This is a genomic window from Exiguobacterium sp. s146 (genome assembly GCF_018618415.1).
Classification (GTDB): Bacteria; Bacillota; Bacilli; order Exiguobacteriales; family Exiguobacteriaceae; genus Exiguobacterium.
Genome location: NZ_JACSMA010000003.1, coordinates 54,960 through 81,914 on the forward strand (window position 1 = coordinate 54,960; position 26,955 = coordinate 81,914).

The following is a 26,955-nucleotide window of genomic DNA, read 5'->3' on the forward strand; positions in this document are numbered from 1 at the left end:
TGTATTGAAGATGTACCCGTGTGACATAGAGAAGGAGGGATCATCGTTAATGGAGAATCAAGGACATCTCCAAAACGAATTGCTGCACGCCTTGCCTTACGGTGTAGCGTTAATTACGACGGACGGGACGATCGTCCAAGCGAACCGGCCGTTCTTAGAGCAATTCCCTGAAGACTTACAAACGCGAACGAACATCTTTCATATGGTCAACCAATCACCGATTACGATGGAACTATCGAGACGGATGGAACAAGGATTGCCTTGGACATACGAGATGCCAACAATCCGCATCCATGCCATCCCGAACGGTGACGTCTATATCTTATCAATTGAACCGCTCCCGCTCGATACGCGCGTGACGGTCCAACATAACGCGTTCGAAGCGATGATGCACACCGAACTCGATATGGCGATGATTATGACCGATGCCAATCTGTTAATCAATCGCTTCAATAAAGGGGCAACCGCGCTGTTCGGCTACGAGCCGCACGAAGTACTCTATGAAATGACCCCGTTCGGTCTGTTCGAATCACGCGAACTGAGCGAAAAGCGGACCCATTATCAAGACGAGACGGAGCGGCTGTTGTCATTCGAACAGATGTTGCGTGTGGCGCTAGACCGTGGCGACCGGGAATGGAAGTTCCAACGAAAAGATCGGACCCATTTCGTCGGAAAACTGTTCATGCATCCGGTCTATGAACAAGATCGCGTCATCGGCTTTTTCTTTTTCGTCTTCGACGTCAGCCCTGAAATCGCCTTGAAAGGCGAATTATTGCATAAAGAACAACGATATCGCATGTTCGCCGAATCGGTCATTGAAGCCGTCCTGTTTCACGAAGGAGGGACCATCTTAGATGCGAACAAGGCGGCCGAGTCGATTTTCCGAATCCCGGCGGAACAGATGGTCGGGCGCCAGACGATTGAATTTATCGCCGAAGGTTACCGAGCTGACGTATTGCGCCGCATCCGGAACCACATCCAAACACCGTACGAGGTCATCGGCCGGCGTGAGGACGGGACGTTCCTCGAGATGGAAGTATATCCGAAGGAAGTGACGTTCCAAGGCCAGACACTCCGTGTCGCCGTCATGCGCGACATTAGCGACCGGAAGAAAGTCGAGCGGATGCTCGAACGGGAGAAGAACGCCATCGCCCGGCAGCGGGACATCATCCAATCGATTTTACAGGCGTCCAATGAAGCGTTCGTTTTGACCGAATCGAACGGCAGCGTCCTGTTTATGAACGTGCACGCCCGTCGCCTGCTCGATTTGCCAGGAATCGCCCCGAACAAGATGCAAGAGCGCATCCCACTCCTGTCGACGTTCCGCCCGCGCGACCGCACCGAGATGTTGAAAAAAATCGACTTGTTGCTCGACGGTTCGGCCCGCGAAGTGTCGATGCGCTTCTCCATCCCACAACCGAACGATCGGGACGAGCAGTATTATGAGATGTACGGGACCGGTATGGATACGAAACGCCAAATCGGCATGGACAGCGGCTTCTTATTCGTGTTCCGCAACCGGACCGAGGAAGAACGGATGGACCAAATCAAAAATGAATTGGTCAGCACCGTCTCGCACGAACTCCGCACCCCACTCTCGTCGCTGTCGGGATATATCGAGCTGATGCTCGCCCGCGACTTGAGTCCCGAGAAGCGCGAGCGTTACTTAAAGACGATGGCGAAAGAAGCGAAGCGTTTGACCGACCTGTTGAACGATTTTCTCGACATTCAGCGCATGGAAGACGGCAACCAAGAGTATAAGAAAGACCATTTCGTCTTGAATGAACTCGTCCGTGACGTCGTCGAACGCTTCCGCGAGACGAGCAACCATTCCATCCATTTCGATGACGCCGATGAAGCGCTCCACCTCGTCGCCGATCAGGACCGCATCGAGCAGGTCATCATCAACTTGCTATCGAACGCCATCAAGTATTCCCCGAACCATCACGAGATTGAGGTGCGGGTGCGCAAAGAACGCAGCCAAGCCCACGTCTCGATTCAAGACTTTGGCATCGGGATTCCGGAGCATGCGTTCGAAGAACTGTTCAAGAAGTTTTATCGTGTCGACAACTCGGATACACGTCAAATCGGCGGGACGGGTCTCGGGCTATCCATCTGTAAGGAAATTATCGAATCGCATGGCGGAAGTATCGAGGTCGAGTCGAGCGTTGGCGTTGGCTCGACATTCACGTTCACGTTGGACTTAGCGGAGGAGACACTATGAACCATTACGCTTTCACCGGTTTTCCTGGCTTTTTAGCCGGCAAGATAATCACACATCTCGCGTCATTACCGAATCAAATCGGGACGATTTACGCGCTCCACCTCCCGACCGAACGTTCCGGGGCACTCGCCTTGAAACAGGAGTTATTGGACACGACATCGTTACGAGACGATCAGCTCGTCCTCGTCGAGGCCGATATCACGTTGCCCGAAGTCGTGATTGACCCGATCATGCGCTCTGTCATCGAGCGTGAAGTGAATTACGTGTTTCACTTGGCGGCCGCTTACGACTTGAGCATCCCGTATGACATCGGGTATCGCATCAACCTGCTCGGGACGAAGCATATCACCTCGCTGGCGAAACGGGCGCCACAGTTGAAACGGTATGTCTACTTCAGCACCGCCTACGTGTCCGGACGCCGCCAAGGGACCGTCTATGAGAACGAGTTATGGCACCGCGTCCGTTTTAAAAACCATTACGAGGCGACGAAGTATGAGGCCGAGGCCATCGTCTCGCGCGAGCTTGGCTCGATGCCGGTGACCATCATCCGTCCGGGCATCGTCATCGGCCACAGTGAGACCGGCGAGACGAAAAAGTTTGACGGGGTCTACTTCGTCTTGAAACTGATGGATCAACTTCGTCAAGCCGCCCCACTCCCGTACATCGGGCGACAAAATATCGAGGTGAACCTCGTTCCCTACGATTACGTCGTCGAGGCGACCGCATATCTCGCCCATGCACCGGTCGGGTTGAAGCGGACATTTCATTTGACCGACCCGTTCCCGCACGGGGCCCGTGAAGTGTATCGCATGATTCATGAAGAGATGTTCGGTCGCCCTCCACGCGGGACGATTCCGCATGCGGTCGCGGAGACCGGATTCTCGGCGTTGCATCTGTCGGAACGTTACGGGGTTCCGCGCGAGCTGCTCGCCTACTTTAAGCATCAAGTCCATTTCGATACGACCCAAACGCTGCGCGCACTGAGCGGCACCGATATCGTCTGTCCGGATTTAAAAGATTATCTGCCGAAAGTCGTCGCCTATTACGAGAAACACAAAAAGCCCTGACCAGGGCTTTTTGTGTTTCATCCGATTAACAATTTCTCTTTTGGATAGCGAATCTTCCGATCCATCTGGCGCGCGACCGTGAACAGAATCGTCAACGAGCCGACACGACCGAGCAACATCATGAACATGATGAGACTTTTGCCCGCATCGTTCAATTCTGTTGTGACTCCGAGCGACAATCCGACCGTCCCGAAGGCCGAGACCGTCTCAAACAAGAGCGCCGTCGCCGGAATATGACCGTTCGTCAAGATGGTCAGTGCGGTAATCAATAAGATAAAGAAGAAACTGGTGATGGCCACGACGTACGCCTTTTTAATTTGAAACGCATCAATCGTCCGCTCCAAGATGACCGTCTCTTTCTTCCCGACGATGAACGCCCACATATCGGCCAAGATGACAGCCACCGTTGTCACTTTAATCCCCGACCCTGTCGAGGCGGCGCCGGCCCCGATATACATAAGAATGATCATGACGCCAATCGAAATCGGCGCCATCGTCGTCAGGTCGATTGTGTTAAAGCCTGCCGTTCGCGTCGTCACCGCTTGGAAGAAAGTGACGTGCATCGCTTCACCGAACGGGCGGCCATACAGCCCACCTTCATTCGACACCCACTCGAACAACATGAGCGAGAACCAGGCGATTCCGTTGACGATGACGAGTGAAGCAATCATGATTTTCGAATGGAGGGCGAGACGTTTCCAACGTTTCACCTCGGTCGCGTCGGCGATGGTCGTAAAACCGAGCCCCCCAATCATGAGCAACACGGCGATGGTGATGACGATGGCCGTGTTCTGCTCGAACTGCATCAAATTATCCGGCCATAGGGCGAATCCGGCATTGTTGAACGCTGACACCGCATGGAAGAACCCGTAGTAAAGCGCCTCACCGAAACGGTACTCACCCGTGCTATACAATTCGACCGTCAAAAACAACATGCCGAGAAACTGGACGATGAGCGTCGTGAAGACGATGTTGCGGACGAGACGCACCGTACCACCGGGTCCCGACAAGTTGAGTGATTCTTGGAGCAAGATGCGCTGCTTTAAACCGATTTTCTTTCCGAGCACACTGAGCAGCATGAGCGCGACCGTCATGAAGCCGAGACCGCCGACTTGAATCAACGCGACGATAACGAGCTCGCCGAACGTATTAAACGAGGTGCCAATATCGATCGTCGATAATCCGGTCACCGTTCCGGCCGACGTCGCGATGAACAGACAGTCAATCCATGACACGGGCTGTGTCTGCGCGAACGGCATATAGAGTAACGTCGCCCCTAAAAAAATGGCGAGCAAAAAGCCTGTCGCGATAAAACGGGCCGGCTTTTCAAACACGAGCCGGTAAAGCGCCTCGATTCGTTTTATGCGCAATTCCCGTACGGTCAATCGATGTCGCATCTCGCTATCTCCTTCAAATCAAGTTTTCTAAGGCTCATATTACTCCTCACGTATAAAATTGCCAACTAGAAAAATGTATCGCTAACTGTTTGCCAGATTTTTTGGTAATATGAGAGATAGACTTTATGAATGTTGAGGAGGTTGAATGAAACCGTGGACCCTAGTACGGTAGATCATTCGCTAACGGATGTCTCGCGAAGGTTGGAGCGTCAGTCACAATGCATGCCCGCCCATCTTTATTTCCAGCTCGAAGAACTGCTACATTGGTCACTTGATCAAGAAGTTGTGAATCAATTGTACGCATTATTAAAAAAATACGACGTGTTAACCGATATAGAGCGTGAAGAACGAAATATCAGCATCCAAATGCTGATTGACGAAAACGGCGCTTAACCATCGGGAACGCATTTGCGGGAGACGAGTTAAGTCTCTCGCTTTTTTTGTCTCCTGATTTTTTTAGAAAGGTGGAAAACATAGACATGGATGTCGTCACGTTAGTAGGACTCATACTTGGGTTCCTCACCCTCGTCGGAGGAATGGTATTGAAAGGAGCCGGGATTGCCCCGCTCATCAACCCGGCAGCACTCGTCATCATTTTTGTCGGGACAGCAGCCGCGGTCAGTATCGCCGTCTCGAAAGAACAACTGCAAAACGTACCAAAGTTATTCGGAATTCTCTTCAAAAAGCAAGAGCTGCCAAGTAAGTCTGGACTGTTGACGCAGTTCGTCGACTTGTCGACACAAGCGCGTAAAGAAGGACTCTTGTCGCTTGAGACCGCGCTCGAACAAGTCGAAGAACCGTTCTTGAAACAAGGCATGATGATGGTCATCGACGGCCAACCGTCCGAGTATATCGCCGAGGTCATGTCGCGCGATATCGAGAACATGGAGCAACGCCACAAAGCGAACTCGGACATCTTCACCCAGGCCGGCACATATGCGCCGACACTCGGAGTTCTCGGAGCCGTCATCGGATTGATTGCGGCCCTAAAGGATTTGTCCGATATCGAAAAACTCGGGCACGCGATTTCAGCCGCGTTCGTCGCGACATTGTTCGGGATTTTCACAGGATACGTGCTCTGGTTCCCGTTCGCCAATAAATTGAAGCAATATTCGAAGAGCGAGGTCATCATCAAAGAGATGATGATTGAAGGGATTCTCTCGATTCAAAGTGGGGAGTCGCCGAAGACGTTAGAAGATAAACTGTCTGTGTATTTGTCTCCAAAGGAGCGAGTCGACTATGAAGCGCAAAAAGAAGCATGACCATGAGGAACATATCCCGGAAGGTTGGTTAATCCCTTACGCCGATTTATTGACGCTCTTGCTCGCCCTCTTCATCGTCTTGTTCGCCTCGAGTAACATCGACCAGACGAAACTCGAGAAAATGTCTCAATCCTTTAATCAAGTGTTCTCCGGCGGGACGAGCGTGTTCCATGCGTCGACCGCCTCGAACAGTGACATCAGCCGCACGAACAAGACGGACACGACGGCGAACCCTCGGACCTATGAGCTCGCCAAACTCGATGAGTTAAAAGAAGAGGTCAACCAATATATCGAAAAAAATGGTCTCGAGAATGAAATCGAGGCCACCATCAACTCGAGCGGTCTCGTTCTGACGATTCAAGATCGCGCCTTATTCAGTATGGGTGAAGCGACGCTCGACCCGGACGCACAAGCAGTCGCCCGTTCAATCAGCGGCATCCTTGAACAGGCCGGCAACCGTGAGATCGTCGTATCAGGTCACACCGATAACATCCCGATCAATACGGCCCGCTTCCCGTCGAACTGGGAACTCAGCTCGGCCCGGGCCACGGCTTTCATGCGCGGACTGTTGACGAACGACGCTTTGAATCCTGGACAATTCACGCTCGCCAGTTACGGAGAGTATCAACCGATTGCGACGAACGACACCGAAGCCGGGCGCTCGAAAAACCGGCGCGTCGAAGTGTTGATTAAACCACTCGTCGATTTATCAGAAGGTTCACCGAAGATGCTTGAGACGATTGTCTTGCCATAAAAAAATCCCACTCTGTCGAGAGTGGGATTTTTCGTTATCGGGTCCATTCGAAGTATTTGCGTGACAAATCCGTGAGCGGGCTATTGAACAAGCGCTTCCGCCAGTAAAGGTCGGCCACTTTTTTCACGGCCTCGCTGCGTGACGGATATGGATACACCATCCGCGACAGTTTGCCGATTTTATCGCCGCGTTGCATCGCATAAACGACAATTTGCATCCAATCCCCGGCGGTCATCCCGACGGCGTGTCCGCCGATGATTTTGCCGTTCTTGCGCGTAATGATTTTGACGAAACCGGTCTCTTGCCGGTCAGCGACGAAGCGGTCGACCTCGGACAGTTTCGCTTCAAACACCTCGACATCGTCACCGTGGCGCTCCCGTGCCTCGGCCTCGGTCATGCCGACATGGAACACTTCCGGGTCCGTGAACGTAATCCACGGCATCTTCGTGTAGTCGACCTTGTTCCATAGTCCGAACAAGGCGTTGGCCACGACCGCCTTGCCTTCCTCGCCGGCCGCATGCGTGAACGGTAATGTCTTGATTGTATCGCCAATCGCAAAGATATGAGGTTGTGACGTGCGGTACGTCGACGTGACGTCGACAAATCCATCTTTGACGTGGACGTGAGCCCGGTCGAGTCGAAGCGCATCGATTCTCGGTTTCCGTCCTGTCGCCACGAGCAGCTTGTCCGCCTCATACGTGACGGTCTCACCAGCGATGTCGCCGGTGACGTGAATGCGTCCCGCGACTTCCGAGACTTGGCTGATGTTGATGCCGATTTTGAGGCGCATCGCCATCTCGAGCTGGGAACGGAGCAGCTTGCTGACCGATTCGTCTTCTCGCGGCAAGAACGTGTCCTGAGCCTCGAGCACGGTCACTTGGGTACCGAGACGGGCGAACGACTGCGCGAGCTCGAGACCGATCGTTCCGGCCCCGATGACGATGATGCTCTCCGGCAGCGTCTCTTCTTCAAACACTTGCTCGTTCGTTAAGTATGGTACGGTGTCCAGGCCGTCAATCGGGGGAACGGTCGGTTGCGATCCGGTCGCGATGACGAACTTCTTCCCAATCAACAAGTCGTCGCCGACTTTCAGTTCATATGGACTTTGGAACGAGGCCTCGCCGATATATACGTCGACCCCTAGTTTTTCAAAGCGCTCTGTGCCGTCGTGATCTTGAATGATGGCACGGGCACGATCGACCCGCGCCTTCGTCGTCTGATAATGAGCTGGCCCGTCAAACTCGGCTCCGAGCACGCGGGCCGCTTGCATCATGCTGTTCGCTTCCTTCGAAGCTGCAATCAACGCCTTCGACGGGATACACCCGACGTGAAGACAGTCACCGCCAAGGTGTTTTTTCTTTTCAATCAAGGCGACTTTCGCGCCTAGATTTGCGGCACCGGCCGCGACCGTCATCCCGGCCGCACCTCCACCGATGACAATCAACTGATAATCCTTCATCTCATCAACCTCCGATATCGTTCACTTACGTCTTGCATCCGTTTCCGGTTCACGCCAAAGTCAGAATGACCGAGTCGTGACGCCGAACGGAAATGAACGTGTCTCGTCTCATCGTCAAATCGAAATTCGACGTCATCTTTGAATCGCATCAGTTTCGTCGTGACGACGTAATGGAGCGTGTCTTCCGTCTCTTCGACGAGCTCGGTCCGAGGCAGTTGTCCCATGACCATTTTGATGGTCTCGATGCTGTGGGCACGATCCCGTCCATACGGAAGCGGGTTCATGCGCAACGCCTCAATGGATGTTTCGGTCGAAACGGCGTTCGGACTGCCTGATAACGGCTTCAATGATTTCGTTGCCATAAAAAAACCTCCCTCATTCTACATACAATTACATGTATCCTGAATTCGGGAGGTTTAACCCTTTTAATGTAGTTCACTCGGGTCGAGTGGCAAGAGAACGGTCACCGTTGTCCCGTGACCGACCTCGCTCTCGATGACGAGTTTGCCTTCATGCGCCTCAATCAACTCTTTGGCGATGGCCAGACCGAGACCGCTGCTGCCTTTCGTCACTTGTGCCTGATAAAACATTTCCGTGATGCGTTGCAAGTGGTCACGCGAGATACCCGGCCCTTCATCGATGATGGAAATGAACGCGACACGCTCCGATTGCACGAACCGTACCGTCAATGTTCCACCTTCGGGCGAGAAACGGATGGCGTTCTCGAGCAAGTTTAAAAACACTTGCTTCAGCCGGTTCTCATCGAACAGTCCGATCGACTTTTGTGGGTATCGTTCGATGAGCGTGATCTGTTTGTCTTCAAGTGACTGTTTCAATTGAATCGTCACTTTCCTTAGCAGCGACACGAGATCGAGTTCTTGGCGGTACAAGACGAGCCGGCTCTCTTCGATTTTCGTGTAATCGAGCAACTGCTCGACGAGGCCGATCATCCGCTCCGTCTCCGAATGGATGATGCTCAACCCAAGTTCGGTCTCGTCCGACACTTTCTCGTCGCCGCCCCGAATCGTCTCGGTCCACCCTTTGATGGACGTGAGCGGTGTCCGCAGTTCGTGCGACACGTTGGATAAAAACTCGTTTCGCGTCGACTGGTGCTGTTGCACTTTCGCGCCTAAATACGTCAGCGTCCGGGCCAGTGCCCCGAGCTCGTGTTTTTCGTTTGAATACACTTCGACGTCGAAATCGCCTTGTGCCATCTCATCGGCCGTCTCGATGATGTCACGGATCGGTCGCACGAAGCGGTCCGCGATTCGAATGACGGCATAGAGGGCGATCAACCAAATCAAGACGCCAATCATGACGACGGCCATCCAAATCTCACGAATCAACGTATCCAGGTCGGCGAGCGGTCGCGTGAAGCTGATGGCGAACTCACTCGTCTCTTCTGTGATAATTGGACTCGTCACCGATAAGTAATGATTGCCGTCGGCATCGTAGTCTTGGACGACGGATTCGCCGCGGGCGAGATCTTGCAACTGTTCGGGCGAGAAGGCCGCCTGTTGGGCCCGCTGTCCCGTCGTCTTGATGATTTGACCGGTCCGGTCGACAATCGTCAAATCGGTACCGGGATAGCCGAACGTTCGAACGAGCACCGAGAACGCGCTCGGTGTCTCAAAGCCGACTTGGGCCTGTGGATAGAGATAGGCGCTCGTCGTCGCATGGCTAAGTAAGGCCTCTGATTCATATTCATAGTAATAGCGGTACGTCCCGTAAGATAAGACGCTCACGAGTAAGACGAGCACGAGCGTCATGACGAGCATAATCCGAATGACGAGCTGTTGCTTCATCCGTCATGTCTCCGCCACTTGTATCCGTGCCCCCACAGCGTCTCGATATAGGCCGGGTGGCTCGGGTCGTCTTCAATCTTTTGACGGAGACGACGAATGTTGACGTCGACCGTCTTTCGGTCGCCAAAGTAATTGATGCCCCAGACGGCGTCCAACAGCGCGTCACGTGACAGCACGACTTCCTCGTTTTGGACGAGGTGACAAATCAAATCGTACTCGGTCGGGGTCAAATCGATGGACTGCCCATACTTCGTCACTTGCTTCGCGGCCAAATCGATGGCGAACGGTCCTGACTTCAACCGTTTCTTCTCTTTCCGTTTCACTTTCTCGACGCGGCGCAGGAGTGCTTGAATTCGCGCGACGAGCTCACCTGGGCTGAACGGTTTGGCGATGTAATCATCTGCCCCTCTGCCGAGTCCTTCAATCTTATCTTCTTCGAGCGTACGCGCCGTCAGCATGATGATGCCGACGTTCTCATCTAAGTCACGGATGGCGGCGCATGCCTCGAATCCATCCATCTCAGGCATCATCACGTCGAGCAACACGACATCGAACGGTTCACGGTCGAACGCTGTGACCGCCTCACGTCCGTTCGTCGCCTCAAAGACATCAAATCCGGCCCGCTTTAAATTAACGATGATAAAGCTGCGAATCGCATGCTCATCTTCGGCTACTAATATTCGATTCATATATCCACCTCTTCTGATGTTCACTACTCTACATTATAGTTACGTTTTTGCGACAAGGTTGTCAATTGACCTCAAATCGTATTAGGATGGAGTCATTAGATTCTGAAGGAGGACTCCTTACCATTATGAGTTATAAGATGATTGTTTTAGATATGGACGATACGCTCCTCACGAGCGACCATACGATTTCCGCCAAAACGAAAGCGGCCTTGTTGGATGTACAAGAACGCGGACATAAGGTCGTGCTCGCGAGCGGTCGCCCGACATATGCGATGTGGGATGCCGCACGTGAACTCGAGCTCGCCAAATACGGTAGCTATATTCTCTCATTCAATGGTGCCTCAATCATCAATTGTGAGACGAATGAAGAAATCTTCTCAAGTACGTTGCTTCCGGAAACGGTCGCCCATCTCCATGATATCAGTGTCCGGGAAGAAATCGCGATTCATACGTACATCGGTAACGAAATCGTAACCGATCAACCGAACCCGTATACCGATATCGAAGGGGAATTGACGGGCATGCCGGTCATCCATGTCCCTGACTTCAAAGAAGCGGTCACGACGCCGGTCGTCAAGTGTCTCATGCTCGGGGACGGCGACACGCTCGCTCCAATCGAAACGAAATTGCAAGTCGAACTCGAAGGGAAACTCGCGGTCGCACGGTCGAAGCCGTTTTTCCTCGAGTTCACAGAAGCGGGTGTGACGAAAGGGACGAGCCTTGCCTTCCTCGCCGACCACGTCGGAATCGAACAGGCCCACGTCATCGCTTGTGGTGACGGGAACAATGATTTGACGATGATTGAATGGGCCGGCCTCGGTGTCGCCATGGGCAATGCCAACACGACGGTCAAAGGCAAAGCCGACTTCATCACGAAATCAAACAATGAAGACGGCATCGCCCACGTGATTGAAACATTCATGGGAACGGTTCTCGTCGATAAGTGAACAAACTGGATTGAACCAAGGAGGAATTACGATGAATAAAGGATTGAAACGAGCAGGACTTGGACTGGTCGGTACGGCTGTCGCCGGTGCCGCCTATGTATTTTTGTCCCCGAAACCGACCTCACGTCTCGTTAAGACCTCATTTGCCGGCGGGAACGAAGTCGCCATCAAAGGATTTGAGGAAGTCGTTCAAAAAACGTCGGTCCGGAAAGATATCGATTACCATTCGGCTTATGAGAACGGGACGTTCGACTTGATTCGCTATGAAGGCGACAAACAAATCGTTCCGACCATCTTTTGGGTGCACGGCGGTTCGTTCGTCGGTGGTGACAAAGCCGACGTCTTCAAATATGCGACCTCGATTGCGAGCAACGGCTATAACGTCGTCAGCGTCAACTACGCCCTCGCCCCAGACGTCACGTATCCCGTCCCGCTCCAGCAGCTTGAAGAAGCCTACACGTATATCGCGGAAAACAATGATCGTTTCCGACTCGACCTCGACCGTGTCTTTTTTGCGGGTGATTCGAACGGTGCCCAACTCGTCGCTCAGTTCGTCGGGATTCAATTGAACGACGACTATGCGCCATCGGCCGAAGTGAATCAAGTCGTACCGAAACCGTCCATCCTCGGCACGATTCTCATGTCGGGTCCTTATGACTTGAAACGAAGCATCATCGAGTCATCGAAGGCGGTCAGTCGCTTCTTGTTCAAACGAATCGGTTGGGCTTACTTCGGAACGTACAACTGGGAGGACTTGCCGGTCGTCGCGGAAGCGTCGCCGCTCGTGAACATCCCGGCCACGTTCGTGCCGACGTTCATCACCGATGGCAACACCGGTTCGTTCGAGACGCAAGCGAAAGAGTTCGCGACGATCCTCGCTGGTCGAGCGGACGTCACAAGCGTCTTTTATGACCGAAACGAGCACACACTCGGCCACGACTACCATTTTGAAATGGATAAACCGGCAGCCAGTGCAACGTATCGCCGTCTCATCGCATTCTTGCGTGAAACGACGCGCTAACAAATAATCCCCGCCCATCATAGGGCGGGGATTATTTTTGTCAGTTGAGCAAGCGAAGAGCGCGGCCGATCAACTCATGCCGTGACGGCGACGTCTCACGTAACGCGTGCAACCGTTCCGTCAGCGCCTGTCGAAGCGCATCGGACCCGACGAGTTCCAAGCATTCGATGTGGAGCAGCCAGGCGTCGGGATGATTCGCAAGAATCGTTGGTACGAGACCATCAATCGATTCCCCTTGCTCCCGCATATTGCGGACCTGATTGAACATCGGGTCATCGTTCGTCCATACACGAGCGTCACGTTCGATGTGTACCGGCTTTTCAATCATCACAAGCTCTTCTACCTCGGTACCCGGGAAAATCGACGGGAGGGTGTCTTGTCTCACTTCGAGTGTCTCCAATGTGATTTGTCGGTCTTCAATCGTGACGACGACGTCTTCGAGATGCAACGCCTCTGTCGTCTCCTTGACGAGTTGACCGTCCAATCGAATGCCCGCTGTCGCCAACGCGTCTTGAAGCGGTCCATCGAGCACGAGCAGGCCGTGATTGTGCAAGTTCGTCAATTGACCGTGATTGACGTTCACACAGTCGTCCCATTGGACGAGGGCATGCGCCCCGGAGCGTGTCACGTGACGAATCACACCGACGCGGTCCGTCCCGTCCTCCAGGCGGACGGTCGATTGACTGCCTGACGCGAGCGCCTTGTCGAGCGAGGCGACCCCGCCCTGGTTGACCGCCATCCGTGCCTCGAGTTCGTCGAGCGCGTCCTTTAACGCCTCAAAGTCTGGGATGACGAACAACTCGCGTTGCATATTCGTCACGTCTTGTTTCGTCTCTAGGGCGTGCTCCAAATTGAACGGATGTTTCGTGACAGCGTCTGTCAAACAGTGACGGCTCTCTCCAACCGAGGAAAGCAGCCCCGCCCCGTAGATGAGCGGATTGTCCACGTCACCGATGAGGCCGAACTCGACCGTCCACCAAAAGATGCGGGCGACTTGTTGGGCTTCCGAGAAGCCGGTCACTTTTGCTTTGGCCGCATGGACCGCCGCTTCCGCCGCCGCGATGTCCTCGTCCGTCGAGTTCGCGTTTTCTTTGACGACGGTCAAGCGTTTCAAGGCGGCGAACGAGGCATGCTCTTCCCGATTCATGAACGCCCTCGCCCCGAGTTGGCCGAACCTCTTCACAATCTGTGAAAATTCAGGATCCATCAACATCGGCGCATGACCGGCCGCCTCATGGATGATATCCGGCGCCGGACTGTACAAGATATTCTCGACTTTTCGGATATCGGTCGCGACCGGTAACATCCCGTTCCCTTGGAAGTCAAAAAACGCGACGCCTGGAATGAGCCCATCGACCGCAACCGTCGACCAACCGGCCGACCGCATCTCTTCGGTCATCTGTTCGACGTTCGGGAGACGCTCCGGTCCCATCCCTGTCTTCTTCAACCCTTCGATGTAAAACGGATGGGCCTTCCCTTCGAGCGTATGCAAATTCAGTCGCAGGACGAAGCGCCAGACAGCATGATCGGTCGGCGTGTACTCGTCGTAGAACTGTGGCGAAATATGTGGGGCCAAATGGCGTGGGATGATTTGTGTGAGCATGATGATTTCCTCCTTTAGTTGACTGAACGTAAAAAAAGTCCCTATCGATTGACTCGATAGGGACGACGATGCCGCGGTACCACCCTGATTACTAGACGAACGTCTAGTCACTCTACTCCGATAACGGGGGACCGCTCACATGTGAGAGCTCGCGAACTGTAATTCGATCCATCCTATGGGCGTGTTCGCAGCACCACACGCTCTCTGGGCCAGGGAAGATGTCTCTACTTCGGTTCGGTCATTGCTTTTATACTGTTATACAGTTATGCTTCTATGCACATTCGCTTTTAAGCGCTAAAGCATCTTGTTGCTAGTAACAATAACAGACGATTCAGACGCCGTCAACAAAAAAACAGTCCGCATCTGCGAACTGTCATAAACACCAATCGATTTCAGGCTGTCCCCACTCGCTCAACTTCGCGTTCACTTGCGAGAACGGCTTCGATCCGAAAAACCCGCGATGTGATGAGAGTGGACTCGGATGGACCGACGTCAAGACGGCGTGTTGCGGACCAATCCATTTCTGTTTCTTTTTCGCATCGTTGCCCCATAGGATGAACACGAGCGGCTCTTCCCGTTGCCCGAGTCGCTCGATGATGGAGTCGGTGAATTGTTCCCATCCCTGTCCCCGATGCGAGCCGGCTTTGCCCGCTTCGACCGTGAGCGCCGTGTTGAGGAGCAGCACGCCTTGGCGGGCCCACTTCTCTAAATTGCCGGTCTTCGGCACGTCACACCCGATATCGTCATGCAATTCTTGAAAGATATTGCGTAGTGACGGCGGGAAGCGGACACCGTCTTGGACCGAGAAGCTGAGCCCGTGCGCTTGGTTCGGCCCATGGTATGGATCTTGTCCGAGAATGACGCATTTGACGTCCTTGAACTTCGTATAGACGAACGCATTCCAAATGTCTTCGCGGGCCGGATACACGGTCGAGGTCGCGTACGCCTCATCGACGAACGCTTTCAAGTCGGTAAAATAAGGCTCGGCCATCTCGGCTGCAATGATGTCGCTCCAATCGCCGAGCAGGCGATTGGATAACTGTTCTCCCATAATCCTCTCCCCTTTCCGTCTTATCATACCCGAATCGACGGCACACAAAAAGACGAGCCCGCTTGGACTCGTCTTAAAGATTATACCGTGACCGCGCCTGCGACTTCTTTCGCAAGTGCTTCGGCTTTCGCTTTTGCGTCAGCAACGATTTCTTCGATTTTGTCTGGGTATTGGTTCATCCCTTCAACTGGAAGTGTCGTCACTTCTGTCACGCCTACGAATGCGAGGGCTTGACGAAGGTATGCGTCTGCGAAGTTGAGGTCTGTACCTGTGTAGATGCCACCCGTACCTTGGATGTGAATCGCTTGTTTGTTCTCGAGAAGGCCGACTGGACCTTGTTCTGTGTAACGGAACGTTTTACCAGCAGTCAATACGCTGTCGAGGAACATTTTCATGCGGGCTGGGAAGAAGAAGTTCCACATTGGTGTCGCGAACACGTACATGTCAGCTTCCATGAACTTCTCGAGCATACCGCTCATCGTTGCGACTTTAGCCGCTTCGATCTCAGTGAGTGCCTCACCTGAAGCGAATTTGCCCCATGCGCTGAGGACGTCGCCGTCGATTTCTTGAACATCGACATCGTAAAGTTCGATCGCTTCGACTTCGAGTGCCGGGTTCTCGTTCGTGAGTGTCGTCATGAACGTTTCTGCGACTTGTTTGCTGTATGACAATTCAGTTGGTTTCGGGTTAGCCGATACGTATAATACCTTTTTCATAAATGGTTTCCTCCATAAGCGTAATCTCTATTTTTGTAACAACAGTTAGAACTATACCATCTGTATATCTCACAGTCAATTAGTTTAACTTCAAGATAAATGATAAAAAAACAGGCAGGCGTCATTTGCCTGCCGCGTTATAACCGACCCGTTTCAATAAATCGATCAATTGTTCCGTCTCTTGGTCGCTAAGTGGACCGTAGATGTCTTTAAAAATCTCGATATGCTCTGGATAGACGACGTCCATCAAGCGCTTGCCTTCCTCTGTCAACGAGGCGTATGTGACGCGCCGGTCAGACGGGCAAGCCACACGCTCGATCAAGCCACGTTTCTCAAGCTTATCGATCACGTACGTGACACTGCCGCTCGTAATCAAAATTTGGTCCCCGATTTGCTGGAGCGGGGTATCCCCTCGTTTATACAAGACCGATAAAACACCGAACTCTGTTGAATTCAATTGGTGGCGTCGTAAATCGTCTTTCACACGGTCACTGATTGCGTCCATCGCCCGTGCCAAAACGATCCATGCCTTCAATTCGAGTGATTCAATCATGTCGGTTTCACCTCAATTCGTTCATCATTTACCTTTAGTATAGCAGGACATGAGCAGTATACGGTGGGAAAAACGCTTCGTCAAGAAACTTCTTCATTGTCGCTCTTGTCCGAAACGTATAGAATGGAATTATTGCGATTTTTAGAAAGGATGGACGGTATGCGCGAGTATTATGAAATTTCATTGACGATTAAAGAAGCTTATTTAAGTACGGTCATCGAGTTGTTGAACCGGGAAGGGATTGCCCCTGATTATGCGCTTGAAAAAGAAGGCGCGGTCTTTTTACTATTCAACCACTTGCCATGGCCGAACGTCACACGCGAGCCTCATGCGGTCGAACGGTTCTTATTGACGTTGTCACGCGAGGACTACTTGTTCGTCAAAACGAAACGCAAGTCTCCCGTCCCTGACCACGAACCGGTCGCCTGTATGGGCGCGTTCGACTCCCCGTTCCATGAGCATTTGAAGATTGAACTCGCCGTCGATGAATCGGATGCGAGCCACCTGGATATGTCGGCGTTCCGCCATTACTGAACAACACGTCTGTGTTGTTTTTTTATGACTAGACCGACGCGCAGACGGGAATAGATGACAATATCTGAATGTGAAAAGGGGAATGTATTTTGATGGATACAGTCATGTTAATCGTCAACCCGTCGTCCGGGAAAGAGTTAGGGAAAGAACACGCCGCGGCTGCGGAGGAAGTGTTACGCGAGCGTTACGGCAACGTTGATGTCCGATTCACCGAAAAAGCTGACGATGCCACCCATTTTGCGAAAGAAGCGGCAGCGAAACAATATAAAGCCGTCATCGCGATGGGCGGCGACGGGACGTTGAATGAGGCGGTCACCGGTCTCGCCGAAGCCGATCATCGCCCAGATTTCGGCATCATCCCGCTCGGTACCGTCAACGACCTCGCACGCGCGCTCGGTGTCCCAAGCGACCCTGCCGAGGCGATTGACGCCCTCAAAACAGCACAACCGACGCCGATGGATATCGGGAAATACGAGAACGGCTACTTCATGAACGTCATCGCCATCGGCCTGATCGCCGAAGCTGTCGACGAGGTCAGTGTCGAAGAGAAGACAAAATGGGGTCCGTTCGCCTACTTGATTGAAGGCATCAAAGCGTTCCGTGAACATAGCCCGTACGCCTTGTCGGTCCAAGCTGAGGAGCATACGTTTGACGGCGATGCTTATTTGGTCGTCATCGCCCTTACGAACTCGGTCGGTGGCTTTGAAAACTTTGAACCAGACGCTGAACTGAACGACGGATTACTTCATGTCTATCTGTTTGAAAATCTCGGCTTTAAAGATGCCATCCAACTCGCGCCGGCCCTCTTTACCGGCAAGTTGAAAGAGACGGACAGCGTCACGTCCTTTACGACGAAACGGGTCCATGTCGACTCGCCCGAATCGCTTCCGGTCAACGCCGATGGTGATACGGGTGGGAAACTCCCGCTCACGTTCGAGGTCCTCCCGAGCCACCTTAACGTCTTGAAGCCGACTCAGTAAAAACGAGGATTTTTTCAGTTCGAGGGCGAAACATATGCCTGAAAGGAGGGGACTCGATGTCGATTTCGCTCGTCTCATTGCAGGAACCGTTCGACGCCATCGTCACGACGTTCAATCGCTGGAATAACGATCCTGCCATCGTCCATTTGATTCGTCCGGCCCGATCCGAAGCGGAACTCGTCGCTGAACATCACATGACGGTCGCAGATTTGACGGAACGACTGGACACGCACGATATATTCTTAATTTACGACGATGACCGGCTCGTCGGCGAAGTGAATGTCATGTATGACGCCCCGCACTTATATGATAAAGAACCAGGCAGTGCCTGGCTCGGTCTCGTCATCGGCGAACAGACCGGTCGCGGGAAAGGTGTCGGCACCGCAGCCCTCACCTTGCTGGCCGACCGGCTCCGTGCCCAAGGTGTGCCACGGATTGAGCTCGGTGTGTTCGGATTCAACGAAGCGGCGCATCGCCTGTATCAAAAACTCGGTTATCACGAAATCGCCCGCATCGATGCGTTCACGTATTGGAACGGTCAGTTTTGGCCAGATATCCGGATGGAAAAACGATTGGATTGAATAAGGCCTTCCTCGCTACGAGGAAGGCCTTTCATCAGTTATTTAAATTCTCGATTTCGACGACGCGGAACCCTTTTTGTTCGAGTTTGGCGACAATCTTGTCTTTCGTCTTCTCGTCACAGTCCGGCGGCAACGTGATCAACACGCGACGCAACACCTTACTCTTCGCATCGAGCGTCATCAGACTGGCAATCGATGAATATTTACTGATGACTTTCGTGATTTTTTCAAGCGCCCCCGCCTGCTCACTAAGTGCAATCGTGACGACATAGCTTCCCGTGTCACGGCTCCATGCTTCTTCGAGCATGCCGAGCATCTTCCCGTGCGGCAAAATCCCGTAAAACTCGTTGCTCTCGTCTTTCAAGACCGCGATATACGGAAGTTCTTTAATCGAGAAGAAGACTTTGAAAAAGCCGTCCGACTCGTGGACGTACTTTTGCGTGTTCTTGATGAGTTCCATGACGTTATCGTCAAGGCTCGCCCCACTCATCCCGTGGCGATAAATATGCATCTTATAGATATTACCGCGGAAAAACGTTCCCGTCTCATCGAGCACAGGGACACAACGGTAGCCTGTCTTTTCGAGCGTGTCGAGCGCCTCGCGCAATGTCGCCTTTTCACTGATTGTGACGACATCTTTCTTCGGAATGCATAAGCTATGCACTAACATGCGGTTTTCCTCCTAGCCAAATTGAAAGTGGTCTACACCCTATTCATTACTATTCCCTAAATACGATTGAAATCCTGCCATCATTTTTTGAAACTTATTCGAGCTTGAATGCGACCTCGGGATTTGTCGTAGCGCCAAAAAGTCGTTATAGTGAAACTATCCAAACAGACAAAGGGGATTGAACGACTATGACGATGAAAAAAGCTTTAACAATCGCTGGCTCGGATACGAGTGGCGGTGCAGGTATCCAAGCTGACTTGAAAACGATGGAAGAGCTCGGTGTTTACGGCATGACCGCCCTCACGGTCATCGTGGCTCAAGACCCGCATAACGCGTGGCACCACGAAGTGTTCCCAATCGACACGACATTGATTGAGAAACAGATTGATACGGTCCTCGCTGGAATCGGTGTCGATGCCGTCAAGACAGGGATGCTCCCGACTCCAGAGATTATCGAGCTCGCAGCACGTAAAATCAAAGAGTACGGCATTCAAAACGCGGTCGTCGACCCGGTCATGGCATGTAAAGGCGCCGACGAAATCCTCAATCCGGACGTCGCGGTCGCCATGCGCAAACATCTCGTGCCGGTCGCGAAGATTATCACACCGAACTTGTTCGAGGCACGTATGCTCGCTGGACTCGATAAGACACCTTCGACAATGGATGAGATTAAAGAGGCGGCTCGCTTGATTCATGAGCTCGGCGCTGAAATCGTCATCGTCAAAGTCGGCGGCAAGCTCGGTTTCGACACGGCGTTCGATGTACTTTACGACGGCAACGAATATCGTCTCCTCGAGAGCGAGAAAATCGACCCTGCTTTCACACACGGCGGCGGTTGCACATTCTCGTCAGCCATCGCGGCGTCGCTCGCGAACGGTCACTCGGTCGACGAGGCCATCACGATCGGAAAAGAGTTCATCACAGAAGCGGTCCGTCACTCGTTCCGCCTCAACCAATACGTTGGGCCAACGAACCATACCGGTTACCGCAAAAAACTAGCAACACAATCATAACGGGTGGCCCGGGACGCATGTCTCGGGTCATCGTTTCCATTGGAGGGAACCGCGTGAAATCGATTCAACCTACAACCATCCAGACTTATTTGGACGCGCACGTATCCATGCCGCTCTATGTCCATGTCGAGACGACGAACGGCGCGTATGCCACGCATAACGACCCTGATTTTCATAACGCCGGGATGTTCATCCGCAACGTCGTCATCGAATACAGCATTGGCCAAATTAAAGGCGAGGGGCCATATCGGGTCGGCCTGAAACTCGACCACGGTTGGCTGTACGTCGAAGGCTTGACCGACTATGAGCAGCACGGAGACCAGCTCCTGCTCGCCGGTCATGACCGCCTTGGTCGCCTCGCCTGCGCCTTACATTTAGACATCAAACCACTCCCACAAGGAGCCTCGGAGGTGGAAAGCCAATGAATGGACCGTTACTCGTTATTTTTCCGCATCCCGATGATGAAGCGTTCAGCTCGGCCGGGACGATTATCCAACATCATAAAAACGGCTTCCCGGTCACGTACGTCTGCCTGACGCTCGGTGAGATGGGCCGCAACATGGGCTCGCCAATTTTCACGACGCGTGAAGAGTTGCCGAAGATTCGCAAACATGAGCTCGAGGCAGCGTGTGCTGTCATGGGCATCGATGACCTCCGCATGTGGGGACTCCGCGACAAGACCGTCGAATTTGAAGACGAAGCGGAACTGGCGGCACGGTTCAGTGCCTTGATCGAGGAAGTACAGCCGGCCCGCGTCATCTCCTTCTATCCGGGATACGCCGTCCACCCCGATCACGAGGCAACGGCACGTGCCGTCGTCCGAGCGTTGCAAGACATCGATGCATCGAAGCGTCCTGAATTTTTAGGGGTCGCGTTCGACCATCGCACCGACGCCGAACTCGGAAAACCGCATGTCATCATCGAAGTCGCTCAAGAGAGCGCAGCGAAGCGTGAGGCGTTGCTCGCCCACCGTTCTCAGACGGAAGGCCTGTTACGCGCCATCGACAACGCAGAAAACGCCCACGTCATGGAGTTACTCCAACGTGAGCGCTTCTATCACTATCCGTTCTCATGATTCATAGGCGAGGCGGGTCACGTACAATAATGTACCGACAGCCCCTAAGCCGATTAACGTTCCCAATACGACAACGACATGTTCCATGTTCTCACCTCTACTTGGTTATACGAACTTGATGGATCATTGGTTTCAAAGCGCATGTGCTGACATGCGCTTTTTTGCTTAGAAGTATAAGAAGTAAATGACAGCTGCCAACGCGATGCGGTAAATCGCGAACGGCGTCAACTTCACTTTGTTGATCAACTTCAAGAAGAACTTGATTGACAACAAGGCGAATAAGAACGCGCTGATGAACCCGACGACGAAGAACGGGAGGGTCGCCATCGTGAAGTACTCCCATTTACTATAAAGCGAGAGCGCACTCGCCCCGAACATGATTGGGACGGCCATGATGAACGTGAAGTCCGCCGCGGCCCGGTGACTCATCCCTAAGAGAACGCCCCCCGAGATGGTCGACCCTGAGCGTGAAAACCCTGGCCAGAGCGAGAAACATTGAATCAAGCCGACTCCGAGCGCTTGTTTATACGAAATCTCATCGAGCGTGGCCGTCGTTTGACGCTTCACGCCTGACAAGTCCGCGGCAATCATGAAGAACGCCCCGATGACGAGCCCAATCAAGACGGTCTTGATTGAGAACAAGTTCTCATCGATGTAGTCTTCAAACAACAGTCCAAGCACGCCTGCCGGGAGCAGCCCGATGAAGATATGTAGCAAGTTCAGTTTCTTTGTCGGCCCGCTGCTACGAATCTCGAGCAATTCCTTCGGATTCAACAACTCCTTGAACCGATTTCGAAATACGACGATGACCGCTAAAATCGAACCGAGCTGAATCACGATTTTAAACGTGTTCGCCACCTCTTGGCCGAGAAAGCTACTCGAGTTGAGCCACAGGTCGTCCACAAGGATCATATGTCCCGTTGACGATACCGGAGCAAACTCGGTCAGTCCTTCGACGACGCCTAACAAAAAGCCAATAAATAATTCATACCATTCCATTGTTTATCTCCTACTCCAGTATTGTTTCTTATCATACACAACTTTAACCTCACCCGCCCTAGGTCTTAAGGCGTAAAAAAGAGGAAGCTTCATGAAGCATCCTCTCTCCGCGCTATGACCGTGACAATCGCTTGATGCACACAAACGGTGATCCCAATGAATAAAAAGGCGGCGAACAGCGTCATGCTTGCCCCGACGGCAAACACGAGACCGAACAGGATGATTCCGCCATGCAACACCATCGAGACGGACGATTCCGTCGTCGCCCGAATCGCAGACGGGACACGGTGGTGCAACGCCCCAAGATAGAGCGGTTCAACGATCCCGATGAGACAGGCCATTCCGACCATCATCACGAGACCGATCGGCCCTGGATACAGACCGAGGATGACAAAGCCGATGCCGATGCCCCAGCCAATCCAGTGCAACCAGCGCTCGGCCGTGGCGAAACGTAACAGCACCGGTGCGACCAACTGTCCTGGTATTTGGATGAGCAGTAGAATCGTTGATAGCATTCCGAACCAATAAAGCGGAAGCGCGACGTCGCGCGCATACAACTGCCAAAACTCATCAATAAAGTTGAACGCACTGAGTGTCACGACAAACAACGACGTCACGATGAACACGCGACGATGCTGCCGGATAAAGCGGAAACCGGCCGCGATGTCTGCCCACATTAAGCGTTCGTCCGATTCGACTCGTCTCGGTTCGACAAGACCGAGGCTGCATGCCGTCGCGATGAACAAACTGACAATCGACAGCACGTAATTCAGCTCGAACGTGTATTCAGTCGCCAACAGACTGCCACTGAGGGCCGCGAGCACGGCTGCGACGATTCCGATGACGTTCAATCGACCGACCGTGCGTTCAAACGTCTCTGTCTTACTCGTTTGTTCAAGCGTCTCATACAGCAATGCATTCTCGGCCCCGCTTCGAAACGCCGCTCCAATGCCCGATAGGCCGATGGCGACGGCAAACCCGACAAACGAGAACGACAACAGTAGAACGATAAACGATAGACATTCCAACCCGACCCCGATCTGCATCAGACGCCGCCGCTCGAATCGGTCGGCGAGGACACCCGTCGGCACTTCAAGCAACACGACGAGGACGGCGTAAAGCATCTCGAGATAAACGACCTCTTGAACCGTGATCGTCCGCGACTCCCAAAACAGACGTTCAATCGTGTAGGCTGGGATGAGCGCATCGAACCAACGGATCCAGCCGAGCAACACGACGTTTCGACCGACTTAGCTAGGTGAACGTGCTCGTTTCATCATCCATCTCCTCCTTACTCACCTATTCCCGCTCACACAAAAAAAGCCACGGAAAAATTCCGTGGCCTGCACATTATTTAAGCAGATTGAGCATCTCGCGATTGAATGCCGGGATATCATCCGGTTGTCGGCTCGTGACGAGCTGTTCTTGGCAGACGACGACTTCTTTGTCCGCATACTTCGCACCAGCGTATTCCATGTCGACTTTAATCGACTTGTAGCCGGTCGCGTCGCGGCCTTCAAGCGTCTTCGCCGTAATCAACAGCTGTGGCCCGTGACAGATGGCGAACACCGGCTTCTTCGCGTCCATGAACGCCTTCGCGAACTGGACGAAGCGCTCGTCTTCGCGCAACAAGTCAGGTGAGAATCCGCCCGGCAAGAGCAGTGCGTCAAAGTCTTCCGGCGATACGTCATCGATGGCTTGATCGATGGTGACCTTCGATTCCCCTTGTTTACCTTCGACCGTGTTACCGGCTTTCTTTTCAATCGTGACAACTTCGTGCCCCGCTTCCACCAATGCGTCGCGTGGACCCGTGAACTCTACGTCTTCAAACATGTCTGTGATTAGCGTTGCTACTTTTGCCATCTTGAAACACTCCCTCATTATTTTTGTGCACATAGGGAGTGTTCCACACCTGCACAGGCGATAAACATTCAGCGAAACTTCGAGACGTACGGATTGTCCCGTTCGAAGAAGCGATACGGATAATCGCGTGCTTCGCCCGTATTCGGGATTCCTACGCGCGGACCGGCCTCGAAGTCGACGGACTCTCCTTCGATGATATAAAGCGGCTCATGTTGGAGTGAATGCCCATATAGGTCCATCGTGATACCGAGCGCTTTCGTCAGCTTGCCCGGTCCGTTCGTCTGATCGAACCGTTTGATGCCAGGCCGGTTTGCTTCAATGATCGCCTGTCCTTCAATCGGCTCGATGGCTCGGATGAGGACGGCTTCCGGCGTACCGACCGGACCGCTCACGACGTTTAAGAGCGTATGCGTATGCATTTGATACGTGTACACATGTCCAGGCATCCCGAACATGACCTCGGTCCGGTTCGTCCGTCTGCCCCCGAAGCTGTGGGCCGCCCGGTCGACGGCACCGAGATACGCTTCAGTCTCGACAATCTTACCAACGATCTGACCGTCGAGATGATTGTGGACGAGATACTGGCCAAGCAAAGAGCGGGCCAATTCAATCGTCGGTTGTTCATAAAATGATGGATCGAGTCGTTTCATCATCATCCCTCCTCCACCTATTTTCGCAAACGTTAGCGCACGGACACAAAAAAGATGCCCTTCGTAGTCAAAGGGAATTCAGGATGGAAGCAGAATGATATGACATACGAGAAAGCGAGGCGAAGAAAGATGGGGTATTTGTTAGAGTTAAGAAAGACAGTCGGGAACAGGCCACTCATCAGTGTCGGCGCGACCGTCCTCGTGATGAACCAACACGGGGAGTTATTGTTCCAACACCGTTCTGATACGTTGGATTGGGGATTGCCCGGGGGATCGATGGAGTTGAATGAGACGTTAGAGGACGTCGCTGCTCGTGAATTGAATGAAGAGACAGGGCTCGTATCCGATGAATTTGAACTCGTCGGAGTCTGTTCGGGGCCTAAGTTTTACTTCAAATATCCGAACGGCGATGAGACGCATAGTGTCATTCACCTCTTCCATGCCAAACAAGTGCAAGGGACGTTAGCCATGACGGATGGCGAAAGTTTGGCCTTGCGGTATTTCTCAAGAGCTGACCTGCCGCTGGACATCGAATCAAGGGCCCAGGCGCTGTTTGACCAGTTCGGGGACACGCTATGGGAACTCGAGAGCTCCTTTGCCTGAGACATTCAAAAACCATCCAGGACATCGGATTGTCCTGGATGGTTTTTTGTAAGTGACCCGATTAAGATGCGATGCGCATCGCCTCACGCTGCTTTCCCAACTTCACGTATCCGAGAATAATCGAGAAGATCGGACTGAGCCAGAGGAAGAAGGCGAACGGTGCGTATTCAAGCACGGGCACGCCGAGCGTTGCCGCGAAGAACGCACCTGACACACCCCACGGGATGAGAGGGTTGATGACCGTGCCACCGTCTTCGAGGGCACGTGACAAGTAGCGCGGGTCGATGCCGCGGTCGATGAACCCTTGTTTGAATGCTTGCCCTGGGAGCAAGATTGACAAATACTGCTCGCCAGCGAGCAAGTTGACCCCAATCGAGCTGAGGACGACCGAGAGCACCGAACTGCCTGGTGACTTCAACCGTTCGAGCAACGCGTCGACAATCGCTTGGAACACGCCGAGTTCCCGGAGCAAGCCACCGAACGCGAGCGCGATCAAGACGAGGCTGACCGACCAGAGCATCGACTCGAGGCCGCCGCGATCGAGCACCGCTGCGATCGTCTCGTTCTCGACGCCCGACTTGAACCCAGCCTGCATGACACCGAACCAGTTCGTGACGTTCCAGTTGCCTTGAACGAAACCAGCTGTCAACACCCCAGCGAACATCCCGACGAGCATCGTCGGCAACACCGGCATGCGACGGAACGCAAGCACCGCGACGAGAACCGGCGCGAGGAGCGTCAACCATGACAAGTTGAACCGTCCGGCGAGTGCCGCCTGCGCTTCAGCGATTTGCGTCGTATCTGCCACTTGACCGCTCCGCCCGAGAAGGGCGAACAAGACGAGCGTGATGAGGACGGCCGGTACGGTCGTCCCCATCATGAACCGGATATGGTCGAACAGTTTGACACCAGCCACAGCCGGCGCGAAGTTCGTCGTATCCGAGAGCGGGCTCATCTTGTCACCGAAGAGGGCACCCGAGACGATGGCCCCGGCTGCGAGCGCCGGAGAGATTCCGAGCGCCATCCCAATCCCGAACAAGGCAACCCCGACCGTACCGACGGTCGTGAAGGCACTACCTGTGAACGACGAGACGATCATCGTGATGAGCAGGACGCTCGGCAAGAACCATTGTGCTGAAATTGTATCTAAACCGATGGAGAGGATCGTCGCCACCGTGCCAGACATCTGCCATACACCAATCAACATCCCGATGAGCAGTAAAATCAAGACCGGCATAATCGCTTCGCGAATCCCGCTGATCATCGCCGCTTCGATTCGTTTGAAATCACGCGTCCGATAATACGCGTAACCCCCTATTAATACCATTGTGCCAAAGATCGCCATATGTGGCGTCGCTTTGGCCAAAAACATCAGTGCGAGCAGGGAAATCCCGCTCATCAGCACGACGAATACAGCCTCTTTTCCTTTCATCTGCATC

At 53.2% G+C, this 26,955-nt stretch carries 29 protein-coding genes and 1 other annotated feature; of the genes, 14 read left to right on the plus strand and 15 right to left on the minus strand.

Going from position 1 to position 26,955, the window contains the following annotated elements:
• Positions 1-49: 49 nt before the first annotated feature.
• Both KNP83_RS10785 and KNP83_RS10790 read left to right on the plus strand, forming a co-directional pair.
• Positions 50-2,224, plus strand: a complete 2,175-nt coding sequence (locus KNP83_RS10785) for a PAS domain-containing sensor histidine kinase (RefSeq protein WP_214762463.1) — start codon at positions 50-52, stop codon at positions 2,222-2,224.
• Positions 2,221-3,291, plus strand: coding sequence for an SDR family oxidoreductase (locus KNP83_RS10790; RefSeq protein ID WP_214762464.1), 1,071 nt, complete (start codon positions 2,221-2,223; stop codon positions 3,289-3,291). Before KNP83_RS10785 ends, KNP83_RS10790 begins: the two co-directional genes overlap by 4 nt.
• 17 nt (positions 3,292-3,308) lie before the next feature.
• Here KNP83_RS10790 and KNP83_RS10795 read toward each other — a convergent pair whose 3' ends face one another.
• A complete protein-coding gene (locus tag KNP83_RS10795) occupies positions 3,309-4,688 on the minus strand; it encodes a TrkH family potassium uptake protein (protein ID WP_214762465.1) in 1,380 nt (459 codons plus the stop codon).
• 141 nt (positions 4,689-4,829) lie between these two features.
• Here KNP83_RS10795 and KNP83_RS10800 point away from each other — a divergent pair, with 141 nt between their 5' ends.
• From KNP83_RS10800 to KNP83_RS10810, 3 genes are all read left to right on the plus strand, one after another.
• Entirely contained in the window at positions 4,830-5,081 is a 252-nt protein-coding gene (locus KNP83_RS10800; protein ID WP_233005246.1) for a hypothetical protein, read from the plus strand.
• An 86-nt stretch (positions 5,082-5,167) separates the two neighbouring features.
• Complete coding sequence (motA, locus tag KNP83_RS10805) at positions 5,168-5,950, plus strand: flagellar motor stator protein MotA (protein ID WP_214762466.1); 783 nt, start codon at positions 5,168-5,170, stop codon at positions 5,948-5,950.
• On the plus strand, positions 5,928-6,704 hold the full coding sequence (locus KNP83_RS10810; RefSeq protein ID WP_214762467.1) for a flagellar motor protein MotB: 777 nt from the start codon (positions 5,928-5,930) through the stop codon (positions 6,702-6,704). Before motA ends, KNP83_RS10810 begins: the two co-directional genes overlap by 23 nt.
• A 34-nt stretch (positions 6,705-6,738) precedes the next feature.
• Here KNP83_RS10810 and KNP83_RS10815 read toward each other — a convergent pair whose 3' ends face one another.
• The 4 genes from KNP83_RS10815 to KNP83_RS10830 all read right to left on the minus strand — a co-directional run bounded on the left by KNP83_RS10815 (position 6,739) and on the right by KNP83_RS10830 (position 10,657).
• A complete protein-coding gene (locus tag KNP83_RS10815) occupies positions 6,739-8,163 on the minus strand; it encodes a dihydrolipoyl dehydrogenase family protein (RefSeq protein WP_214762468.1) in 1,425 nt (474 codons plus the stop codon).
• A complete protein-coding gene (locus KNP83_RS10820; protein ID WP_214762469.1) occupies positions 8,160-8,525 on the minus strand; it encodes a DUF1499 domain-containing protein in 366 nt (121 codons plus the stop codon). Before KNP83_RS10820 ends, KNP83_RS10815 begins: the two co-directional genes overlap by 4 nt.
• A gap of 63 nt (positions 8,526-8,588) precedes the next feature.
• Positions 8,589-9,968, minus strand: coding sequence for a sensor histidine kinase (locus KNP83_RS10825; protein WP_214762470.1), 1,380 nt, complete (start codon positions 9,966-9,968; stop codon positions 8,589-8,591).
• Positions 9,965-10,657, minus strand: a complete 693-nt coding sequence (locus KNP83_RS10830; RefSeq protein ID WP_034780802.1) for a response regulator transcription factor — start codon at positions 10,655-10,657, stop codon at positions 9,965-9,967. Before KNP83_RS10830 ends, KNP83_RS10825 begins: the two co-directional genes overlap by 4 nt.
• A gap of 125 nt (positions 10,658-10,782) precedes the next feature.
• Here KNP83_RS10830 and KNP83_RS10835 point away from each other — a divergent pair, with 125 nt between their 5' ends.
• Complete coding sequence (locus KNP83_RS10835) at positions 10,783-11,604, plus strand: Cof-type HAD-IIB family hydrolase (RefSeq protein ID WP_214762471.1); 822 nt, start codon at positions 10,783-10,785, stop codon at positions 11,602-11,604.
• A gap of 31 nt (positions 11,605-11,635) precedes the next feature.
• Positions 11,636-12,625, plus strand: coding sequence for an alpha/beta hydrolase (locus tag KNP83_RS10840; RefSeq protein WP_214762472.1), 990 nt, complete (start codon positions 11,636-11,638; stop codon positions 12,623-12,625).
• Positions 12,626-12,665: 40 nt separating this feature from the next.
• Here KNP83_RS10840 and KNP83_RS10845 read toward each other — a convergent pair whose 3' ends face one another.
• From KNP83_RS10845 to KNP83_RS10860, 4 genes are all read right to left on the minus strand, one after another.
• Positions 12,666-14,228, minus strand: a complete 1,563-nt coding sequence (locus tag KNP83_RS10845; RefSeq protein WP_214762473.1) for an aromatic amino acid hydroxylase — start codon at positions 14,226-14,228, stop codon at positions 12,666-12,668.
• A 55-nt stretch (positions 14,229-14,283) separates the two neighbouring features.
• Positions 14,284-14,479 (minus strand) — a binding site (T-box leader).
• 122 nt (positions 14,480-14,601) lie between these two features.
• The gene (locus tag KNP83_RS10850) at positions 14,602-15,279 is read right to left on the minus strand and encodes a uracil-DNA glycosylase (RefSeq protein WP_214762474.1); all 678 of its coding nucleotides are present in this window, start codon (positions 15,277-15,279) and stop codon (positions 14,602-14,604) included.
• Positions 15,280-15,359: 80 nt separating this feature from the next.
• Positions 15,360-15,995, minus strand: a complete 636-nt coding sequence (locus KNP83_RS10855; RefSeq protein WP_214762475.1) for an FMN-dependent NADH-azoreductase — start codon at positions 15,993-15,995, stop codon at positions 15,360-15,362.
• Between the two features lie 121 nt (positions 15,996-16,116).
• Positions 16,117-16,548 carry a MarR family winged helix-turn-helix transcriptional regulator gene (locus KNP83_RS10860; RefSeq protein WP_021068116.1) on the minus strand — a complete coding sequence of 144 codons (432 nt, stop codon included), beginning with the start codon at positions 16,546-16,548 and terminating at the stop codon, positions 16,117-16,119.
• A gap of 159 nt (positions 16,549-16,707) precedes the next feature.
• Here KNP83_RS10860 and KNP83_RS10865 point away from each other — a divergent pair, with 159 nt between their 5' ends.
• The 3 genes from KNP83_RS10865 (at position 16,708) to KNP83_RS10875 (ending at position 18,643) form a co-directional block, all read left to right on the plus strand.
• Positions 16,708-17,082: a hypothetical protein gene (locus KNP83_RS10865; RefSeq protein WP_214762476.1), complete on the plus strand. Its 375-nt coding sequence runs from the start codon at positions 16,708-16,710 to the stop codon at positions 17,080-17,082.
• 92 nt (positions 17,083-17,174) lie between these two features.
• A complete protein-coding gene (locus tag KNP83_RS10870; RefSeq protein ID WP_214762477.1) occupies positions 17,175-18,062 on the plus strand; it encodes a diacylglycerol/lipid kinase family protein in 888 nt (295 codons plus the stop codon).
• 56 nt (positions 18,063-18,118) lie between these two features.
• Positions 18,119-18,643, plus strand: coding sequence for a GNAT family N-acetyltransferase (locus tag KNP83_RS10875; RefSeq protein WP_214762478.1), 525 nt, complete (start codon positions 18,119-18,121; stop codon positions 18,641-18,643).
• A 34-nt stretch (positions 18,644-18,677) separates the two neighbouring features.
• On the opposite strand, the gene cbpA is transcribed toward KNP83_RS10875, so the two are convergent.
• Entirely contained in the window at positions 18,678-19,313 is a 636-nt protein-coding gene (cbpA, locus tag KNP83_RS10880; RefSeq protein WP_214762479.1) for a cyclic di-AMP binding protein CbpA, read from the minus strand.
• A 188-nt stretch (positions 19,314-19,501) separates the two neighbouring features.
• Between cbpA and pdxK the strand changes: the two genes are divergently transcribed.
• The 3 genes from pdxK to bshB2 are packed head-to-tail and all read left to right on the plus strand — an operon-like array spanning position 19,502 to position 21,401.
• Positions 19,502-20,326 carry a pyridoxine/pyridoxal/pyridoxamine kinase gene (gene pdxK / locus KNP83_RS10885; RefSeq protein ID WP_214762480.1) on the plus strand — a complete coding sequence of 275 codons (825 nt, stop codon included), beginning with the start codon at positions 19,502-19,504 and terminating at the stop codon, positions 20,324-20,326.
• A 53-nt stretch (positions 20,327-20,379) separates the two neighbouring features.
• A complete protein-coding gene (locus tag KNP83_RS10890) occupies positions 20,380-20,751 on the plus strand; it encodes a YojF family protein (protein WP_214762481.1) in 372 nt (123 codons plus the stop codon).
• A complete protein-coding gene (bshB2, locus tag KNP83_RS10895) occupies positions 20,748-21,401 on the plus strand; it encodes a bacillithiol biosynthesis deacetylase BshB2 (RefSeq protein WP_214762482.1) in 654 nt (217 codons plus the stop codon). The genes KNP83_RS10890 and bshB2 overlap by 4 nt, the downstream gene beginning before the upstream one ends.
• A 165-nt stretch (positions 21,402-21,566) precedes the next feature.
• Here bshB2 and KNP83_RS10900 read toward each other — a convergent pair whose 3' ends face one another.
• From KNP83_RS10900 to KNP83_RS10915, 4 genes are all read right to left on the minus strand, one after another.
• Positions 21,567-22,400 (minus strand): undecaprenyl-diphosphate phosphatase, encoded by an 834-nt coding sequence (locus KNP83_RS10900; protein ID WP_214762483.1) that lies wholly within the window; start codon positions 22,398-22,400, stop codon positions 21,567-21,569.
• 89 nt (positions 22,401-22,489) lie between these two features.
• A complete protein-coding gene (locus KNP83_RS10905; protein WP_353048550.1) occupies positions 22,490-23,635 on the minus strand; it encodes an MFS transporter in 1,146 nt (381 codons plus the stop codon).
• 115 nt (positions 23,636-23,750) lie between these two features.
• Positions 23,751-24,263, minus strand: a complete 513-nt coding sequence (locus KNP83_RS10910; protein WP_214762484.1) for a type 1 glutamine amidotransferase domain-containing protein — start codon at positions 24,261-24,263, stop codon at positions 23,751-23,753.
• 68 nt (positions 24,264-24,331) lie between these two features.
• Complete coding sequence (locus KNP83_RS10915; RefSeq protein ID WP_483297899.1) at positions 24,332-24,916, minus strand: DNA-3-methyladenine glycosylase; 585 nt, start codon at positions 24,914-24,916, stop codon at positions 24,332-24,334.
• Between the two features lie 126 nt (positions 24,917-25,042).
• Between KNP83_RS10915 and KNP83_RS10920 the strand changes: the two genes are divergently transcribed.
• Complete coding sequence (locus KNP83_RS10920) at positions 25,043-25,516, plus strand: NUDIX hydrolase (RefSeq protein ID WP_214762486.1); 474 nt, start codon at positions 25,043-25,045, stop codon at positions 25,514-25,516.
• Between the two features lie 61 nt (positions 25,517-25,577).
• On the opposite strand, the gene nhaC is transcribed toward KNP83_RS10920, so the two are convergent.
• Positions 25,578-26,954: a Na+/H+ antiporter NhaC gene (nhaC, locus tag KNP83_RS10925; protein ID WP_214762487.1), complete on the minus strand. Its 1,377-nt coding sequence runs from the start codon at positions 26,952-26,954 to the stop codon at positions 25,578-25,580.
• Between the last annotated feature and the right edge of the window lies 1 nt (position 26,955).